Source organism: Peribacillus sp. S4, from assembly GCF_046715815.1.
Lineage (GTDB): Bacteria > Bacillota > Bacilli > Bacillales > DSM-1321 > Peribacillus > Peribacillus frigoritolerans.
This window is the reverse complement of the sequence record NZ_CP175708.1, coordinates 361,902-380,654: the sequence shown is the minus strand read 5'-3', so window position 1 is coordinate 380,654 and position 18,753 is coordinate 361,902. Positions and strand designations below refer to the sequence as shown.

At 38.8% G+C, this 18,753-nt stretch carries 16 protein-coding genes; 3 read left to right on the top strand and 13 right to left on the bottom strand.

Going from position 1 to position 18,753, the window contains the following annotated elements; translation table 11 throughout:
- The first annotated feature begins 1,029 nt into the window (after positions 1–1,029).
- Positions 1,030–1,956, top strand: coding sequence for a cation diffusion facilitator family transporter (locus tag ACJ9PY_RS01945; protein ID WP_411739400.1), 927 nt, complete (start codon positions 1,030–1,032; stop codon positions 1,954–1,956).
- A 612-nt stretch (positions 1,957–2,568) separates the two neighbouring features.
- On the opposite strand, the gene ACJ9PY_RS01940 is transcribed toward ACJ9PY_RS01945, so the two are convergent.
- The 7 genes from ACJ9PY_RS01940 to ACJ9PY_RS01910 all read right to left on the bottom strand — a co-directional run bounded on the left by ACJ9PY_RS01940 (position 2,569) and on the right by ACJ9PY_RS01910 (position 11,218).
- The gene (locus ACJ9PY_RS01940) at positions 2,569–3,801 is read right to left on the bottom strand and encodes an MFS transporter (RefSeq protein WP_411739399.1); all 1,233 of its coding nucleotides are present in this window, start codon (positions 3,799–3,801) and stop codon (positions 2,569–2,571) included.
- 418 nt (positions 3,802–4,219) lie between these two features.
- Complete coding sequence (locus tag ACJ9PY_RS01935) at positions 4,220–5,215, bottom strand: carbohydrate kinase family protein (RefSeq protein WP_411739398.1); 996 nt, start codon at positions 5,213–5,215, stop codon at positions 4,220–4,222.
- A 53-nt stretch (positions 5,216–5,268) separates the two neighbouring features.
- Entirely contained in the window at positions 5,269–6,732 is a 1,464-nt protein-coding gene (locus ACJ9PY_RS01930; RefSeq protein ID WP_411740222.1) for a glycoside hydrolase family 32 protein, read from the bottom strand.
- A gap of 21 nt (positions 6,733–6,753) precedes the next feature.
- Entirely contained in the window at positions 6,754–7,995 is a 1,242-nt protein-coding gene (locus ACJ9PY_RS01925; protein ID WP_034306214.1) for an MFS transporter, read from the bottom strand.
- A gap of 120 nt (positions 7,996–8,115) precedes the next feature.
- A complete protein-coding gene (locus tag ACJ9PY_RS01920) occupies positions 8,116–8,964 on the bottom strand; it encodes a carbohydrate ABC transporter permease (RefSeq protein WP_034306216.1) in 849 nt (282 codons plus the stop codon).
- Positions 8,964–9,908 carry a carbohydrate ABC transporter permease gene (locus ACJ9PY_RS01915; protein ID WP_034306219.1) on the bottom strand — a complete coding sequence of 315 codons (945 nt, stop codon included), beginning with the start codon at positions 9,906–9,908 and terminating at the stop codon, positions 8,964–8,966. The genes ACJ9PY_RS01920 and ACJ9PY_RS01915 overlap by 1 nt, the downstream gene beginning before the upstream one ends.
- A gap of 11 nt (positions 9,909–9,919) precedes the next feature.
- Entirely contained in the window at positions 9,920–11,218 is a 1,299-nt protein-coding gene (locus tag ACJ9PY_RS01910; RefSeq protein WP_411739397.1) for an ABC transporter substrate-binding protein, read from the bottom strand.
- 430 nt (positions 11,219–11,648) lie between these two features.
- Between ACJ9PY_RS01910 and ACJ9PY_RS01905 the strand changes: the two genes are divergently transcribed.
- Positions 11,649–12,623, top strand: a complete 975-nt coding sequence (locus tag ACJ9PY_RS01905; RefSeq protein WP_411739396.1) for a LacI family DNA-binding transcriptional regulator — start codon at positions 11,649–11,651, stop codon at positions 12,621–12,623.
- A 337-nt stretch (positions 12,624–12,960) separates the two neighbouring features.
- Here ACJ9PY_RS01905 and ACJ9PY_RS01900 read toward each other — a convergent pair whose 3' ends face one another.
- From ACJ9PY_RS01900 to ACJ9PY_RS01880, 5 genes are all read right to left on the bottom strand, one after another.
- The gene (locus ACJ9PY_RS01900; RefSeq protein WP_411739395.1) at positions 12,961–14,514 is read right to left on the bottom strand and encodes a YndJ family protein; all 1,554 of its coding nucleotides are present in this window, start codon (positions 14,512–14,514) and stop codon (positions 12,961–12,963) included.
- Positions 14,483–15,094 (bottom strand): DUF4166 domain-containing protein, encoded by a 612-nt coding sequence (locus tag ACJ9PY_RS01895; protein WP_411739394.1) that lies wholly within the window; start codon positions 15,092–15,094, stop codon positions 14,483–14,485. The genes ACJ9PY_RS01900 and ACJ9PY_RS01895 overlap by 32 nt, the downstream gene beginning before the upstream one ends.
- Positions 15,094–16,008 (bottom strand): DoxX-like family protein, encoded by a 915-nt coding sequence (locus tag ACJ9PY_RS01890; RefSeq protein WP_063574437.1) that lies wholly within the window; start codon positions 16,006–16,008, stop codon positions 15,094–15,096. Before ACJ9PY_RS01890 ends, ACJ9PY_RS01895 begins: the two co-directional genes overlap by 1 nt.
- Positions 16,009–16,404: 396 nt before the next feature.
- The gene (locus ACJ9PY_RS01885) at positions 16,405–16,530 is read right to left on the bottom strand and encodes a hypothetical protein (protein WP_268564973.1); all 126 of its coding nucleotides are present in this window, start codon (positions 16,528–16,530) and stop codon (positions 16,405–16,407) included.
- On the bottom strand, positions 16,530–17,381 hold the full coding sequence (locus ACJ9PY_RS01880) for an SDR family NAD(P)-dependent oxidoreductase (protein ID WP_268564974.1): 852 nt from the start codon (positions 17,379–17,381) through the stop codon (positions 16,530–16,532). The genes ACJ9PY_RS01885 and ACJ9PY_RS01880 overlap by 1 nt, the downstream gene beginning before the upstream one ends.
- Positions 17,382–17,671: 290 nt before the next feature.
- Here ACJ9PY_RS01880 and ACJ9PY_RS01875 point away from each other — a divergent pair, with 290 nt between their 5' ends.
- Entirely contained in the window at positions 17,672–18,322 is a 651-nt protein-coding gene (locus tag ACJ9PY_RS01875) for a TetR/AcrR family transcriptional regulator (RefSeq protein ID WP_095394956.1), read from the top strand.
- A 223-nt stretch (positions 18,323–18,545) separates the two neighbouring features.
- On the opposite strand, the gene ACJ9PY_RS01870 is transcribed toward ACJ9PY_RS01875, so the two are convergent.
- Entirely contained in the window at positions 18,546–18,737 is a 192-nt protein-coding gene (locus ACJ9PY_RS01870) for a hypothetical protein (protein ID WP_106028052.1), read from the bottom strand.
- Positions 18,738–18,753: the final 16 nt, after the last annotated feature.

Genomic DNA, 18,753 nt, shown 5'->3' with positions numbered 1-18,753 from the left:
ACATGATGTACCGCCAGCAGTATACAGAACAACGCCATTAATTATCTATATGGTCATTCTACTTTCTGATGGCCCCATGCCTGTCACCTCTTATTCCGATTAAAAGGTACGTTGTACATAGGAGAATAGAAAAATTAACATAGCCTTCCAACCGATAACGATAGCAAATAAAAAGAAAAATCTCTCTTGTACCACAGCATTAATCCAATTTAGCATTCATAACAATGCAGAATACACCGATCGCTTCAGCATTATCGTCAAAATTGCCCAGGTAAATGTAACCTGATACTCAGAATATACTCTTTGCATCCACTCCCACATAGTTATTCACAATGATTCAATCTCTTGTTCTAACCTGCCCCGTTATTGCCATATGAAAAGAAAAAGGCTGCATATGCAACCTCTGTTATTAATGTAGAGCACCGCTAATTTGAACAGTTAGTAATATGAAGCTTTTTACTAAAGAATTAAGGACACACGCGACTACTTAGTTTTAGTTAAATGTATTTTAATTTCATTGCCAACTTCAAGATTGCAATCTTGACGATCCTTAACTGGAGTTTGAGTTAAATCAAACTCCATTCATGATACCTTAACTCCTTTTATTAATTCGTCTTTTAGTTTCATAGGCTCAGCTAATTCAATGCTCCAAGGAACTTTTTGCATACCATGTACCTTTTAGTCAACCAACTCTTCCACTCTATGTCCACTTATGTAATAATTTGTGTATGACAAATTGGCAATCACTGTTAAATCAATGGTTGCACATCGTTTATCATATTTAAAGTAGTTTTAAGTTATCTCTGTTCGAGGGAAATTAGACTAATCGATTTTTATAAACCAAAAACCAGTCAAGAACACGAAAGTTTTAGGGTGTATAAACTCTGAACCTTAAGACAAAAATGATACTTGAAAGGTTGGGAGATTATATTAAAGAGCAGATAATGGTGATGTTTTCACTTTAAGTAGGCGTCCAGTAGAGGAAACGCTACTACGGCTATTCTGGCTGCAATCCTAGGGGGAAAAAAATTGAATACCGAACAAAGAATACTTCGAGTCTCCATTGGCGTTACCATCTTCGTTGCTTGCTTTGGGATCATTTTCGGCCTGCTATCAGGTTCGTTCTCTATCACCTTTGATGGGTTCTATTCTCTGACCGATGCAATCATGAGCGTCTTGGCGCTCATTGTCTCAAAGTTGATTACCTCGTCCACTGCACCAAATAGGCAGAATGGTAAATTGAGTGAACGCTTCACAATGGGATTTTGGCACTTGGAGCCAATTGTCCTTGGTCTCAACGGTGTCATGCTCATGGGGGCGGCCGTTTACGCGTTGATTAATGCAATTGGTAGTCTTATGACGGGCGGCCGCAATCTCGAGTTCGGGTTCGCCATCGTCTATGCCGTTGTGACGATGATCGCATGCTGTTCCATGGCGATTTTCGAAACACGCTTAAACAAGACACTTAGCTCGGATTTTGTTGCCCTTGACGCTAAGGCCTGGATGATGACCGGTGGCATAACCGCTGCGCTCTTGATCGCATTTTGCATCGGATACGCTTTTGAAGGAACGAATTTGGAATGGCTTACACCCTATATTGATCCTGCAGTACTTGTACTGATCTGTTTGGTAATTATTCCGCTGCCGATTTCAACGGTAAAGCGGGCCTTGGCGGATGTCCTGCTGATCACCCCTCAATCACTCAAGCATCATGTGGACGAGGTCGCACAGGACTTTGTGAAGCGCTACGGCTTCGTTTCTTACCGAGCTTACGTCGCAAAGGTTGGCCGGGGAAAACAAATTGAACTATACTTTATTGTGCCTGGCGGGTGGCCGGCTAAATGCCTTGAAGAGTGGGACGCAATCCGTGATGAAATCGGTAATGCCATCGGCGAGGAAAGTACTGATCGATGGTTAACAATTGTGTTCACGACCGATGTTGAATGGGCGGACTAAAAATAGGGTAGTGAGCAGGCGAGCCTGGCGATATGCTCGTACGGCGGCAGAATGTTTGTTTAAAGAGCCACGGACCTCATGTGGATTAGGGGTAACCACCAGCAAAATCGCGTCTTTTTTTCAACTTACTGCCCCGATAGTTGCATAAAAAATGCAGCATTAAAGACTGCTTCAATCATCAGCTAACGCAATACAGAATCGCACTAAATACTTGAATAAACTTTTTACTTATCTTAGATGTAACATGTTTAGTTTCTAATTCATACTCCATCTTTCTATTAATATAGGAATGTCAAAAAAACAAAAATAAAGGTAGAGCCAAAGATAATCCAACGGTAATATGAGATAAAAGACAAATCCATATTTATAAATACCAAGAAAACAGCACATGAGATTAAAAATCAACTGCAAAAAGGCCGATATCGTGTTAGTGAATAATAATTCCATTAATAAACCTAAATCAAGTCCATTATCCTCTTTAAAAACCTAGCTATCTTCACATGAGTAGAATAGCTGGGTTTCTTTATTATATACTTCCAAGCACTAAGCTATTTCGTGCAGCTTCTACTACTTCGGTGGTAATCGATGTAAGGTGATTGATTTCGAGGATGCTTAAAATGCTTTTGAACTTTTATCTTTCCTCGTTAATAAATCATTCTTTGTCAGTAAGGTATTTAATTTTTCTGAACTTAGGAGCATTGCTGCAACAAAAACAGCAATACAAAATGGAAAGATTCCTATTGTTGAATGAGATGCAATGAAGCCAAGAAGAGGTGGTATGAAAGTACTACCTGTATAAGCAACAGCCATTTGATAACCCATAATTGTCTGGGAATGCTTCTTCCCAAAACGTGTTGGAGTTTCATGCAACATACACGGAAATATCGGTGCTAATCCTAGTCCAACCATAATAAAACCTACAAGCGAAAAAGTGGAAGGCAATGGTAGGAATAGAAGCGTGGCACCAGCTAATGCTATTATTTGCCCCATCCGAATGAGAGTACGGTTACTCATTTTAAAGGTAATGAAGCCTGTAATAAATCTACCCATTGTTATCCCTGCGTAATATAAGGAAACCCATTGTGCAGCAACCGATACGGGTAACTCCTTGACATTTACCAGAAAGCTACTTCCCCAAAGACCCACTGTTGATTCAACCCCACAATAAAACAAGAAGGAGATCAGAGACAGTTTAACTCCTTTAATTTGTAAAGGTTTTACATGTTTAGCATCTTCATTATAAAATACACCTTTTGAATCTTCCTGCTCTTCATTTATTGATATATTGCTTTTCTTTTTCACTCTATTCCATAAGGGCAAAGTGAAGAGAAGGATTACAGTTAACGTGAACTGAATTCCAGAGATTACAAGATATCCATTTCTCCAAGAATTTTGTTCTGAGATAAACTGAGCCATAATGATAGGACCAAAAGTAGCTCCGACTCCCCAAAAACAATGTAACCAACTCATATGGTGTGCCTTATACTGTGTAGCAACATAATCGTTTAATCCTGCATCAACAGATCCTGCACCTAATCCAAGTGGTATGGCACATACAATTAACCAAACAAGCGATGGAGCAAAATGAAATCCCAACAAAGCACCAGCAGTCAGTAAGCAACTGACAAATGTGACATTGCCAGTTCCAAACCGTTTAAGTACCATTCCGCTAGCTAAACTGGAAATAATTGTACCACCAGCTATCGTCATAAAAAGTAATCCAGCAGTCTCAAGCGGGGCTCCATAGTCCAATTGCATCACAGGCCACGCTACCCCCAACAATGAATCAGGTAAGCCTAAGCTAATAAAAGCCAAATAAATGATGACTAAAAGGAATGTTGTCATATTCAAACCTCGCCTTTAATTATTTGGTACTAAATTGCACTTTCCAATTTATTTTACTTGCTTGTTCCATTCATCATAGATCAGTTCCAAGACTTTGTAATCCATATAAACAATCCACACATTGAAGATGTTCTGACGGAAGATATTTTGAGCTACCTATAGCAATTTTGTCTAATATTCCTTTATCAACTTCATCGTTACAAAAAATGATGGAATGCGGGTTAATGATCGCTACAAACGAGGCCACACCTGCTAATGCATCAATCTCATAATGCTCACAGATAGTTACTTTTTTAGGTCCACTCGATTTCCCGAAACTTCCATAAAGTTCCAATAATCACACTGGGACGAACCAAACCTTGTCCTTATAAATAATGAACACAGTAAGGGATTTTAAAACTTTTTACAAAATTTCTTTCTACCCCCTCTTTGTTGTTTCCCGTTGAGTGGAAATAAAATTTAATACATGGCGTTTTCCGGGTGCTTCCTGAATAGCCCCTTTTACGGAAGCAGTCAGTGCTCCACTTGCATTTGCAAAAGTAAGTAATCGTTGATGATTTTCACTCACTCTTTCACATAGATTTTCATTAGTTACTTCAAGTGACACTAGTTCGGATAAGAAACCTCCGATAAATGCATCACCTGCCCCTGTTGTATCCGAAACAATTACTTTAAATCCTTTGTCTTCATATACCTCTCCATTTTTCAAATAAATATTTGCGCCATCGCTTCCTTTTGTATATACGACTACTTTCACGTTACCGACAAAAAGGGATTCAATCGCTTCTTTTTCCGTATGAATATTTGTTATAAAATATAATTCTTCATCAGATACTTTTACAATATCCGCTAGAGGCAAGAAATTTAGTATGGTACTCCGACAGCTTTCTTCATCTGGCCATAAAGGAAGCCGGACATTAGGGTCAAAACTTACAATTCCACCTATTTTATTAAATCTGTCTATCACTTTTATATGGGTTTGTTTCATTGGACTTTCAACTAAATCCACTGAGCAAAAGTGAAGAAGATCTCCTTGATTAAACCACTCTGACTTCACCTCATCTGGTGAAAGTAATAAATCAGCTGCATTCTTTCGGTAAAAATTAAAACTTCTTTCTCCGAAATTATCTACAGATACAAATGCTAATCCAGTTTCACCTTCATCACTTCGAATAATATAGGAAGTGTCTACATCATTTCCTCGAAGCACGCCCTCTAAATAATCACCAAAATTATCATTAGCTATCTTGGTCAGCATGACGGAATCCCCACCGTATTTTGCAATTGCAATCGCAACGTTCATAGGAGCTCCACCGGCAACACGTTCAAAACCAGTAACCTCTTTTAAAGATTTTTCTTTTTGAATCGGAATAAAATCGATTAATGTCTCACCAATACAAAAAACCTTTTTCAATGTTTTCACCCCTAAACAAGGAACAAGTGTGTAGACACTTGTTCCTTGTTATTTTATTTCCAGATATCTTGCAGGTTCCAATAGGTTAATTCCTTGACTTGTACATCACCCTTCTCAGCAAATAACTCAATTCCTAGTCTATCTTCATTCGGATAGATTCGACTTGTCATGGTCGTTTGTCCATCGTTCGCAAAGATTTCAATGGAAGATCGATCAATAAATACACGCAGGGAAAGCTCTTTATTTGTCTCAAGCATTGTGCTTCTAACACCATCTTCCACTTTTCCTGACTTGGAGCAATCAAGTGTTAGTTGTTGTTTATCTAAGTGATACGTTAATACTGTTTCTTCTTGGTTAACTCCACGAATCTTTAGACCTACAGATTGAGCGCTACAATTAATTAAATCAAACATTGCCTTCACTTCAAGTAAATCCTCTTTCGTTTCTATCAAATAGCTTTCAGAAATGGATTGATTTGTACACTCAATGTGTTCAGAATCCCGTAATAAGATTAATTCCTCAACAGGATTCATTAAAATCTTGTTATGATCCCCTAACGTTATTTCGCGTGGTAATGTTAAGGCTCCACACCATCCATCTGCTTTAGTTGGCATGTTTGACTCCCACATATCCATCCAACCAATCGCAATTCGACGCCCCTTATCATCTAACAGTGTTTGAACTGCATAAAAATCATGTCCATTATCCAGTTCAGTAAATGATCCATGAACAAACTCGTTTGTTTCGTAATTATAATCTCCAACCAAATAACCTGTTTGGAATAGATTATTATATAAATCTCCATTTGATTTAATACCTTGAGGAGAGATCATTAAAATATATTTTCCATCTAATTCAAAGAAGTCCGGGCATTCCCACATATATCCAAGGGATCCATCACTTTGTGCAAGAACGCCAATGTATTCCCAATTCAGTAGATCTGAAGAACGGTATAAAATAACTCTTCCGACATTATCCTTCGTCGAATTTCCTAAAACCATGTACCAGGTATCATTGTGCCTCCACACCTTTGGATCACGGAAGTGATGTGCACTATCTACTGGTGGTTTAGCAATAACCGGATTTTCCCCAACCTTCTCAAATGATATTCCATCCGTACTGACCGCAATATTTTGATTTTGATAGAAATGGTCTTTTTCCTTGTCTGTATAGTGATGTCCTGTATAGATCAGGGTTAGTTCACCATCATTATCAACGGCACTTCCTGAGAAACATCCATCTGTATCACAAGCATCCCCGGGAGCTAAAGCAACAGGAAAATGCTCCCAATGAACGAGATCTTTACTTTTTACATGGCCCCAATGCATAGGTCCCCAATTTGCATCATATGGATGGCATTGATAAAATGCATGATATTCCCCTTTATACTGCACGAAACCGTTCGGGTCATTCATCCAGTTAGCTGGAGCCATGATATGGTAACCTAATCGATAACGATCATTTATTTTTTTCTTGGCATTCTTCAGTGCCTCTTCAGCCTGTTTAATTCTATTAATTGTTAACATCGTAACATCCTCCTATATTATCTTTCGTAACCTTTCCAGATTGCCATTTAAGCCTTTTCTTTTTTTAGAACCTTTTAATGTAAAGATTGAAATAATGGTAAAACAAAACACCATGATTCCCATGATGAGATAGGTATTACGAAATCCTACACTGTCATATAATCCACCTGCAAGTGGTGAAAGAATGGATGCACCAACCTGAGATGCAAATTGGAAACCAACTAGATAAAGCACAGAAGATAGACGGGTATCGAAATTCGCTGCTAAATATTTAAAAATAGCAATTAGCATAATAGGCAATTCAAGGGCATGAATTAATTTCATCGAAGAAATTCCGATTGGTCCAACAACAATTCCAGAACCGATGATTCGGAAGGCCATTAAAAATCCTGCTAGAATTAAACTATTCTTTACACCAAACTTATTTACGATAAACGGAGCAAGAAACATCATTCCGGCCTCTAAAAATACTTGGAACGAGTTTAGATATCCGAATACTTGATTGCCTAACGATTCAGTCGGAAATAATGAGGCGTAATAAAGAGGGAATTGCTGATCATAAACACTGTAGACGCATGTCACCCCAATAATGTACATCATGAAAAACCAGAAATCTTTTAATAAAAAAAGTTGTCCAACGTCTCTTAATTTAATAGAATCGGCTCTATTCATCTCTTGATCCGTCATTTCTATTTTCACAGACATAATAATGGCCACTAATATGATCGCTGAAACAGATGCAACCCAGAAATTGATATTTGGATTGATATTAAACAGCTGTCCTGCAAAAAATGTAGCTGCCGCCCACCCTAGAGATCCCCACATTCTCGATTTTCCATATTCGAAATCATATTTACGGCTAATCTTCTCAATATATGATTCAATCGCTCCAATACCAGCTAGAAAAGCTACGGCTAAATAGATTCCTCCAACAATCGCGCCCCAAAAGACATTGTGTTTTAATAATGGTCCATAGATGAAAATATAAAATGGTCCTACAAATACGAGTAGCAAACTAATGAAAGATAATATTTTTTTCTTTAAACCTATTTTGTCAGATATATAACCATATAGTGGCTGCATACATAAGGCGAAGATAGCGTTTACAGAAAAGATAATACCTGTAGCTGCCCCACTTAAATTTATTTCTTGTCCTAACCAAATGGAAAATAAAGAGTAACTTGAAGACCAAGTAAAAAAGAAAAAGAAAAAATACGCACTTAACTTCCAATACAGAATTTTTGAAACTTCCAATTTAATTGCTCCTTTTACTAGACATGTGAAAAGAAATGAATCACTAGTTAACGATATGAAAAAGAAGAATCAGAAATGTGAATTTAAGTCCATACATGGTTGTTAATGATGATCCACTCTCTATTTAATGCCTGTACCTGAACCACCAATCCCCTCTAAAATATAACGTTGAGCCACAATATAGATAATAATCAATGGAACGGTGGATATCGTCAGAACAGCCATGACTTGGTTAGTATAAACCGGATCTGTACTATTAATTGCTGTAATCGCTACTTGGATTGGAAATTTCGACTTGTCTGTCAAGACCATCAGAGGCCAGATGTAGTCATTCCAACTTCCGATAAAAGCCAATGTCCCAACAGTGGCAACGGCCGGTTTGGACATCGGCAGCATGATCCGCCAGAACACTTGCCATGTATTTGCCCCATCCAATTTAGCCGATTCAATAATCTCCTTTGGAATAGCCATAAAAAAGTTCCGGAACAAATAGATATTGAATGCCCCTGCCAACGCTGGCAAAATAACCGCAAGACGTGTATCCACTAATCCAATGCTATGAATAATGGTAAATTGAGAGATTAAGATGGTTTCAAATGGCACGATCAAAATAGCCAATAAAAGTCCAAACAGCACTTTTTTTCCACTAAAATTAAGTTTAGCAAATGCATAGCCCGCCATCCCATTGATAATTATGGAACCAACTGCTACACACAAACCATAAAACAAACTGTTGCCTATATAACCTAGTAAATGGAACCGTAACAGAACTTGCTTATAGGATACAAACCAGTCTGATGGATGAAATGATGGCAGAAAAGCCTTAATGTTACTCATATCGTTATAAATTTCCGCTTCTGGTTTCATCGAGGATGCGACCATCCAAAACAGCGGAAAAATAAATAGCACCGCGAGCAAAACCAGGCATATGTATTCTAAAATTGTTAGAGGCCCGAATTTCCGTCTCATCAATCTTCATCCTCCTTCACCAGTTTACGCTGCGTAATCGTAACCAATCCGATAATCGTCCCAAACAAGAGAGCAATTGAACTGGCATAACCAACCATACGGTCCGTAAAACCAGTTTGATAAATATAATAGACAACCGTCATGGTGGAATTCACTGGTCCGCCTTGCGTCATAACCATTGGTTGAACCAACAGCTTGAATGCGCCAATTAATGTGGTAATAAATATAAAAATTGAAGTTGGTTTCAACAAAGGTAACGTAATGTACATGAAACGTTGCCATTTATTTATTCCGTCTAACTGTGCCGCCTCATAAACATCACCGGGGATATTCTGCAGTCCTGCTAGAAAAATCAGCATCTGAAAGCCAGCTCCTTGCCAAGCTGAAACCACAACAATTGTAAATATGGCCTGCTTGGGACTTGTCAAAAACGGTTGCGCTGAAATGCCGAAGTATGTGAGTACGTTATTAATAATCCCTTCATTTGGATTCAACAAATACAACCATAGAACAGAGATAACGACAAGTGACATGACAACTGGACTAAAGTAAGCTACTTTAAAAAACGTGTTTGCTTTACGTTGTTTATTTAACAGGAGGGCAAGCCCAAGAGCTGCCCCTATCTGTAACGGAATCACCCAAACGACAAATTCCAGTGTGTTCACCAAGCTTTTCAGAAAAATTGGGTCTTGGAATAGATTGATGAAATTGTCCAATCCGACAAATTTACGCATATCTGGTGTCAATAAATAGTAATCCGTAAACGAATAATAGACTGACATAATAGACGGAATAACAAGGAACATCGATAAAAGTAACAACGCCGGTCCCAAAAACGTATATGCTACTACATTTTCTTTCCACCGAGTTTTATTCTTGGTTCTTTCCTCTGGTCTCAGAAATGTATAGACACTCCTATTTTCTTTCCATCCAATTTTACTCATGGCTCCTCCTTCTAATTGGCCTTATCGATAGCTGATTGCATTTCTTTCGCATGTGTATCCAATACTTTTTGGATATCTTTATTTTGATCATAGAAGCTGATGTCATCGATTGTTTGTTGGAAAGCACGCGTTACTTGCGGATAAGCCGGTGTAACGGGTCGTGCGTGTCCTGTTTCTTTCAATTGTTTCAAGAAGACATTCATTTGATCTGAGAACTCTTTTGCCATCACTTTTTCAGAAGAGTATCGGACTGGCAGTGCTGCAATCGTACGGCTCAGTTCCACATTCGAATCTTTGTTTGTCATCCAATCGACTAATTTTGCAGCCCATTCTTTATTTTCGGACGTTTGTGTCATCGCAAATTGCCAACTACCTGAAGGAGAAACTAGTTTCTTTGTTTTTGGTGATACAGGATATGGGATAACGCCATAATCTACCTTTTGGTAGTTTGTTTTCATATCAGTTACAGTCCATACTCCACTAAACTTCATTGGATATTTTTCCGTTTCAAACGCTTGTTTGACTGGTGTTCGTGTCGTATAACCTTCTTTCAACATAGTTTGAATAAATGTCAACGCTTCAACAGTAGGTTTATTATTGAAGACACCTTCTGCCTTCTTTCCATCTTTCGAGATGATATCCCCATCAGCTGACCAGACAAACGGAGTTAGCGCATACGTCAACATTTCGTCTTTAGACTGTAATTGCATATCAATAGCTGGTTTGTCGTATTTATCTTTCAACGTTTTACAAAGAGCAAGGAATTGGTCCCATGTCCATGGATTATCAACTGTTGGCAGCGTATTCAAATCGACGCCCGCTTCTTGTAACATCCTTTTATTGTAGTAAATCCCAACAGATGATTCACTAACACCAATTGCATACAGCTTGTCTTTATAAGTTCCTTGTTGCTTAATACTTGGCAGCAAATCCTCTTGATCTTTTACATACTCATCCAATGGTGCAATGACACCAGATTTCGCGTAAGCAGCTGTATTGGGACCATCCAAAGTAATAACATCCGGCAACGTGCTGGTTGTAAGGGCCGCGTTTACTTTGTCTTCATAACCACCGCCATTTCCGCTACGTGGAATAAATTCAATTTTAGCTTTGATATTGTCAGGAGCATAATTCTTATTGAAGGCTTCTACCCGTTTTTTATACACTTTTCCTTCTTCATTTTCATCAGATATGTGCACCCACATCGTAATCGTCTTTTTACCATCACTATTTACGCTTTCGCTTTTGCTGCAGCCCACCGCAGCAAACATCAGTAATAAAGATATACTTACAAGTAGCCATTTCTTCATACCTTTCACTCCCTCCTCATATCTTTTAAAAAACTTATAAAAGCGCTTTCAACAGTAGTTTATGTCAACCGGTTACATATGTCAACCGGTTGACAGTCATTTTTTTGAAAAGTCAGACATTAAATTCATGTAAGTCTCTAACTCTTGCACCTAGTAGTGCTTTTCCCTAAAATAGGTGCGTGATCAGACTAATCTGAAATTATTTTATTATAGGGTTTTCCTAGTAGGTGACAGTTTATGATATGCTATTAAACAGTTAATTATGGATTTTCATTTTTATAACCTTCGCTCTTTATAAAATATTGATGCCAATGTTTAATAACTCTGTGAACCAACTCAAAAAGTCTCAGTTTCCAGTCAATGGACAAAAACATGAAAACTTCATTTTAAATAATAATGGATGTTTCTTAATGAGGTAGGAGGACATGAAATGAAGCCTAGCATTCACGATGTGGCAAAAATAGCAGGTGTTTCATCAACAACAGTTTCCCGTGTATTAAATAACCGCGGTTACATAAGTGAAAAAACAAAAGAAAAAGTTTATAAAGCGATGGAAGAGATTAATTATTTTCCAAACGATTTAGCCCGTTCTTTATTTAATAAACGAACTAATTTAATAGGACTAATTATCCCAAACTCAAGTAACCCATTTTACGGTGAACTTACCTTTCATATTGAAAGTATCTGTGCTTCATTAGGCTATAAATTGTTACTTTGTAACAGCTTAAACCGCATAGATAAAGAAGAAAAATATTTAGAGATGCTCATACGTAATCAAGTAGATGGAGTAGTCGTTGTGACATATAACCGAGGTATACTAAATTATGAGAAGCAGAATCTTTCTGTCGTGGCAATTGACCACTACTTATCGAAAAACATCCCTGTTGTTGGCTCTGACAATTATAGCGGAGGGAAAGAAGCTACAGAATTATTAATATTGAAAGGCTGTCAGTATATCGTTCATATAAATGGACCAATTGAGCTGCAAACACCAGCAAACTTAAGAAGAAAAGCGTATGAGGATGTTATGAAGGAACAGGGTAGACTTCCAATTACATATGAAGTTTCACCTCTTCAAAGTCATAAAGAAGTAATCTCTAAGCTTTTTGATGAACATCCAGAAGTAGATGGGATCTTTGCAAGTGATGATTTAATCGCGGCATCTGTTATAGCTGAATCTAAAAAACGCGGAAAAGAGATACCATCGCAATTAAAAGTTGTCGGTTATGATGGAACAGAAGCAGTTCAAGTTTTACTGCCAGAATTGACAACCATACAACAACCAATTGATTTAATTGCCAAGTCAGCAATTGATATTTTATTAAAACAAATTGAAGGTGAATTTAACAATTTTCCGTTAGAGACATATCTGCCTGTTAAACTTTTAGAAGGTGGAACGACTTAATTTATTGTATTTATATGATAGGTTTTGAGGTGTCAAAACCGATTTTGTGCAAATGCAAAGACGAATAGAAAATTATTGTAGATTCGCTCTAAATAGATGGGTATATAAAATAAACTGTTTTAATTGGGGAGTCAGTTCACGTACTTTGTCTGAAAATGTGTACTTTTAAAAAATATATGTAAAACCCCTTAGGTCTCAAGGGGCGATCCCTATTAAAGAATCGCTCCCTATAATGGAATAAGTCGTATCAATGATTGTATAAATAATTAGAAAAACCATTATCCTCCAATTATTGAATCTCAGGTCTTTAAATCCCCCAAATAAGCATTAAACACCATCATTTTTGATTTATGGTGTAATCAATATGTAAGAAAGGCATGCCAAAGATTCGCATTTTGTGATGGGCTGTGAGTATTCCCGCAATTGTTTCATTAATTAAAAAGTGCTCGGATAATGGAAGCTTGAAAAGCGCTTTGCCAGCTGCTAAATAAATACCAGAGTCACTTTCTCCCTCGCTCGAAAGAATAAGAGAGCCATCGATAGCGTCAAGCTGTAAAATACCAATCATTGACGAATAAGGAAGAGGAAGTGCTATATTCATATACGTCCTGCCTTCCGTTTTATGCTGAGAATAAATGGCCACAAATACGGTATTCTCCTTCACCTGGCGAATCCATGCGCGTGGATTTTCCCTCCCATCTAGCGTTTGATCAACAGCACGTATTTTATATGTCATTTCAGTACGTTTACTTGAGATGGGCAGGTTCAACTGCTGTAGTTTTTTACTTATCAATTTATAGCACACCGCAAACGGTATAAACCAAGTTGCCCATTTTACAGAAGCAAATAACCGATACTGATCTGTGTTCTCATAAAAATGGACGATTGTTTTTGGTAAAGTTTTGATATCAACAAAATCACTTAGTTCATCCACTAGTCCTGGGTGTTGCTTGCCTGCTCCTTTTAACGCACCTCGAATTCGGCTCACTGGGAAATTCCACACATCCTGCTTCGTTTTAGGAGGGACAAGCACCCAACCGAGTACGCCTAACATGCCAAAAATTAAACAGTTAAATAAGCCATGAAATTTCAGCATAAAATCAATACTAACAAACCAAAGTCCAAACGAATTATTTGTCGCATAAAGCAATGAAAATAAGATTGTGATGCCTAGTGCACTGAATGATAGCCGTATTAATATCGTCTGCAAGTGTGAAAGGAAGCGTGTTCGGTATGCAAGTACGATTAAGGTGTAAATGGCAAATATGTAAAGCAACACAGAGATGAATTCCAGTAACGGCGAAAATGAAATGCCTATGGCGACGAGTATGGGACCCGATAAAATAATTGGCACAATTAATCGATACCATGTTGAATCGTGTAAGCGTCCAAAAAAACCAAGAGATATGGGCAATAAGAAGGCAGAGTAATGAAAATGAATAGCTGTTAACCAAGTGATTAGTGGACTAAAACCTGTATCAATTCCCGCAATATAAGCAAAGAACCATAGTCCGCCTACAAATAAATACATCATCCCGATATCAATCGATATTTCTGCCCAGTTTGTAAAACCACGCTGAAAAAACCGTTTTAGCCCATGACATGCCACAAAAAAGGTTAAAATCATATAAATGAAAGCGAGTACCATCTGTCCTGTACTTGATGGGATAACTTGCAATAAAAAAATGGAGAGCATAGCAATCCAATTGAAAATAATATGTTTCCTCTTTGTTTCTAATAGTAGCTGGAGCATAAGTGGCACGAAAATCAACTGTGCAGCTGTCAGCATTAACAAATAGGGTTCAGATGTCAAAATGCTGCTTGCTATGAAAAAGAACACACCTGCAATGGTGATTGAACTAAACAGTCTGCTCCTTAAATTCGCCTTCATAAGCCATCAACCTTCCTACGATTCGGTTTCGTATATCGACTTGAATCGTAAATACTTCTCGGGCATCATCGTACCCTTCCTCAACGTTCACAACTCCTTCTAATAACCGAAGAATTGGAAACTCTAGGTTACCTATAACGATACGTTGAGGCCCAGAGCGAATGTTTATGCGCCCTTCAGGTGTCACCGTAAACTTCAAATCCGAATAAAATAAGCTCGGCTCCCCTAAATAATCCTTCACAACACCACGCTTTGTATCAACCGTCATAAACGCATTAAAATGCCGAGTAATCTCTTCAAAATAAAAAGTGCGCTCCCAATATATTTCTACCTCACCAGTCGGCAATGGTCTACAGGTATTTTTGATTGAAAACGGTACATCCTTCCCGTTTTCGGGAAAAAGAAATTTCCAGCGTGTTGCTAATTTAAAAAAGGGTTTTAGCCAGAAAGCCCCCGTTTCAATTTTTGACATCATTCCGACCCCATTAAACGGTTTATCAATTGGTAGGGCATAACGCTCTTGCAGCTTAGGATGAAGTCTTTGAAAATCCTCACCTAAGAGGTCTTGGTAGATTGTCATTATGATTCACCCTTTCTCGTCCGCTTGCAACTTGTTGCCGATGGCAAATCAGTTGCGAGTAAGAAGCTAATAATGGAAAGAACCCACAGACTAGCATTAAATGTAATAGGGTTAAACGGGTGTAATGAGAATGAAGGACTAGCGATCAAGGCACTAATGGTCAATACTGGAAAAGCAATCATCTGCAGAACAAGTAAATGTCTTTTCTTACGATAAAGAAGCCATACCACTGCAAATAAAATCTCGAGAACGCCTATTATCCCTACACCCTTTACAGCAGCAGTCCCCTCCAAGGAAGTTAAACTAGATAGCATCGATACTTCCTCAGGATGTTTGGCAATCATCTTTGGTATTAGCCCATGATAAAGCCAAACAAAGAAAAAGAGCATTGTTACTATAGTGTTAATAATGAAACGTACATACTGTGATCGTGGCGATTCCCCCTTTTCGATCCAGCGTTTTAGCACATCAAAGCTTAGAGCTGTTGCCCACCCCATGATTGGCCGAAAAAAGATGTCTAAAAGCCGTCCAAATAAACCATAACGTACATTATAGTCATATTGGGTGAGAAATGTGGTTCCGTTATCTGTCGGAATATACTGCCAATATCCTTTACCTTCACAAATTGGCGAAATTTTTTGATCGGTACCAAAGTGAAGAGAAGATGTCTTTGAACCATCCTTCTTATTATGTGTACCGATACTTTTACCCCAGCCAGCGACTTTTACCCAACATCCCAATTTCGTTTCATATAAAAAGGATTGCGGATCATCTTCTGATTTTTTCGGTAAATAGGTAATAGAAGAAAAACGCAAATCCCATTGTTCATGTAGTTCAGGCTTTTGAGTCATACGCCATACTTCGTCTATAGTTGCCTGAATTGGAATTTCCACATAGATCGGTTTGTTTTTCATAAATGTCACCTCTATTAATAAAGTAACATAAGTTTCATTACACAATGTTAGAATTTATGAAATCGCTGTAAGAGTGATAGAGTTTGAAAGACAATCTAATAACTTATTTTATTGCTCAATTTTCTGACCCAATTGTTGAACAGAGGTTAAACAGCACTCTCTAACTATCCTGCCCCGTTCGTACAATTGGTTACTCGATGTACTTCCACCTCTTTATCCTACTAGTAATTCAATCAAACTCCACCCTCTTTCGAGGTGTAGCTTTTAAATAAAGTTTAATCAAAGATATCTCGCAAACCCACATTTTACGATAAATAAAAAGAATCTATTTTGAAAAAAGATTGATCAAAATAGATTACTATTCAGAATATTCCAGTTCAATTTTTATAAAATATTTTAATCAATTTCAGTGTATCTAAAGTTTGTTCTGCCTTCTCGAATTGAATGTGCCAGCTTTCCATGACTTTCCCGGATGGGTTGATGGACAGAAGCATTAGCGGAAATATTTGCCGATTTAGCCATCAGTGCACCTCCTCGATCATCCATCCTGCAAGATCGGACGGACCGGCCGACTTCTTATTGCTGGCGGAGCCGTCGCGTGGACGAAGCATGCCGCCAACGAGACGAAGTCCCTGTTTCCTCGTCATGAATCGTCCGATCTGCGTACCTATATAATTCTGTGTACCCGGAACGACATACAGTTTCCCGTCCTTCAATGCCCGAAGCGCAACTTCCACTACCCGCTCCGGTGTGTCTTTCTTACCGACGGCGGCTTCTTCCGCGCCTACGACGTTGAAGAAGCCGGTGTCCGTCGCTCCGGGACAAAGCGTGAAAAATTGGACGCCACTGTTGCGGTTTTCCCACCACAAGGCTTGGGTAAACGACAAGACGAAGGCTTTCGTTGCTCCGTATACGGCCATATAGGGAAGGGGCTGAAATCCGGCGGTCGATGCGACATTGATAACGGCCCCGGAGTTTCTACACAACATATCCGGCAAGAACAAGTGCGTCATATCTACAACAGCGGCAACATTGAGCATGACTTCCTCATGCTGGCGCACGCCTGACACTTGTTCAAACAAACCGTGCGTGGCAAAGCCGGCGTTGTTGACTAGCAATTCGATCTCTAAATTCAGAAGTTGACATTGCCGATATAACTCGCCTGGCGCGCCCTCTTTGCCAAGATCGGTAGGAATCACCTCGACCTTGACGCCGTATTTCTTTCTAAGCTCCGATGCCAGGTTCTCCAGCTTGTTTTTCGATCGGGCTACGAGTACAAGGTCGCCACCCTCTTTGGCCAATTGTCGGGCGAATTGCTCTCCGATGCCGGATGAAGCTCCCGTGACAAGCGCCCAATTTCCTTTTATGTTCATTGTGCAACTCTCCTATCCACTTTTTTACAATTAGGAAACAGTGTTACTTTTCCCTTAAAAATAATTCCTGACTCTCTTAAGAGTCAAGAATTATGATACCTTCCGGTAACACTGTTTCTAATTGAAATCATTGTAACTAAGCTTTTTAAGAAAGTCAACATCGTTTTTTGAATCGTTGGTTTTTGGCATCCTTGCAACATTGACAACGCTCCGACAATTATATTAAAATTCCTGTTAAGAGCTGGAAACATTGTTTCTTATTAAAAATGTATTAATTGAGGGTGATAGCGATGACAGACCAAAATAATTCCTTCGATGCAAATACGAAAAAGTTGGAAACGTATCAGGAGGCTCGCTTGAAAAATATTGAAAATCTTCGAAAGCTCGTCGTCGATGCTGCGGCAACGATTTTGTACGATGAGGGTCCTGAAGCTGTGACGGTGCGTAAAGTTGCGCAGAAGATGAATTGCTCAACCAAAATCATATACAACCTGTTTGTCAATAAAGATGGACTGGCTCAGCAGCTTTATCTCGACGGCTGCAAGCTTCTCGCCAACGAATTCGAGAGAACGCCGCGCGCTGACGATCCGATGCAGCAGCTGTTTAATTTAGGTGAAACCTTCTGGCAATTCGGACAGCGATACTCCGGTTATTACAAGCTGATGTTCGGAGGAGCCTTCGCGGATTTCAAACCAGACGAGGAGAGCATACACGGCACCGTAACAGCCATGCGGCAATTGTTGACGGTAATTGGTAATGCGCAAGAGCAGGGACTGATTACCGGTCCGTATGACACGGAAACCGTCGTCCGTATCTTCTGGGCGTCGCTCCACGGTGTTATCCATCTTTACATGTGCGGACATTTTGGTGATGTGCAGTCCGCACATGCCGTTTACGAGCAAACGTTGTCTTTGGTTGTCGGTTCGTTATTTTCGAGTTGAGGCTTCTAGAGAGGGAAAAAGCACCTTAGGGTGTCTTTTCTTTATTTTTTAACACGTCGCAACTTTATTTCAAAACGACACGAGGGTATTTTTTTAATACAAGCAACCTTGATAAATGAATAAATAGAAAGGGCATGTTTTGAAAAAGATTAATCAAAACATGCCCTTATACTATTTAATTGGATTCTTCTTTTATAATAAAGATTGAACATTTTTATGTTCCTTAATCAACTAACGCACCCGTTTTTCCTGCTATTGCAAAGTCATAAATAAGCTGCTCTTGTACCGTTTCCTCGTCACCATCACCAACAAAATACCAGCCTTTTTCGCCTGAATTTCTATACTCATAACCAGCTTTATTCAAAGCTTTGCTTAGTGATTTTTCTGAAAGATGAACATCAGCCCTTTTGGCCAATATTCGCTGGTATATC

Excerpts from the sequence above, each read along its gene's own strand:
- ACJ9PY_RS01940 (WP_411739399.1), bottom strand. The coding sequence starts at position 3,801 with ATGACAACATTCCTTTTAGTCATCATTTATTTGGCTTTTATTAGCTTA.
- ACJ9PY_RS01920 (WP_034306216.1), bottom strand. The coding sequence starts at position 8,964 with ATGAGACGGAAATTCGGGCCTCTAACAATTTTAGAATACATATGCCTG.
- ACJ9PY_RS01915 (WP_034306219.1), bottom strand. The coding sequence starts at position 9,908 with ATGAGTAAAATTGGATGGAAAGAAAATAGGAGTGTCTATACATTTCTG.
- ACJ9PY_RS01910 (WP_411739397.1), bottom strand. The coding sequence starts at position 11,218 with ATGAAGAAATGGCTACTTGTAAGTATATCTTTATTACTGATGTTTGCT.
- ACJ9PY_RS01905 (WP_411739396.1), top strand. The coding sequence starts at position 11,649 with ATGAAGCCTAGCATTCACGATGTGGCAAAAATAGCAGGTGTTTCATCA.
- ACJ9PY_RS01900 (WP_411739395.1), bottom strand. The coding sequence starts at position 14,514 with ATGAAGGCGAATTTAAGGAGCAGACTGTTTAGTTCAATCACCATTGCA.
- ACJ9PY_RS01895 (WP_411739394.1), bottom strand. The coding sequence starts at position 15,094 with ATGACAATCTACCAAGACCTCTTAGGTGAGGATTTTCAAAGACTTCAT.
- ACJ9PY_RS01890 (WP_063574437.1), bottom strand. The coding sequence starts at position 16,008 with ATGAAAAACAAACCGATCTATGTGGAAATTCCAATTCAGGCAACTATA.
- ACJ9PY_RS01885 (WP_268564973.1), bottom strand. The coding sequence starts at position 16,530 with ATGGCTAAATCGGCAAATATTTCCGCTAATGCTTCTGTCCATCAACCC.
- ACJ9PY_RS01880 (WP_268564974.1), bottom strand. The coding sequence starts at position 17,381 with ATGAACATAAAAGGAAATTGGGCGCTTGTCACGGGAGCTTCATCCGGC.
- ACJ9PY_RS01875 (WP_095394956.1), top strand. The coding sequence starts at position 17,672 with ATGACAGACCAAAATAATTCCTTCGATGCAAATACGAAAAAGTTGGAA.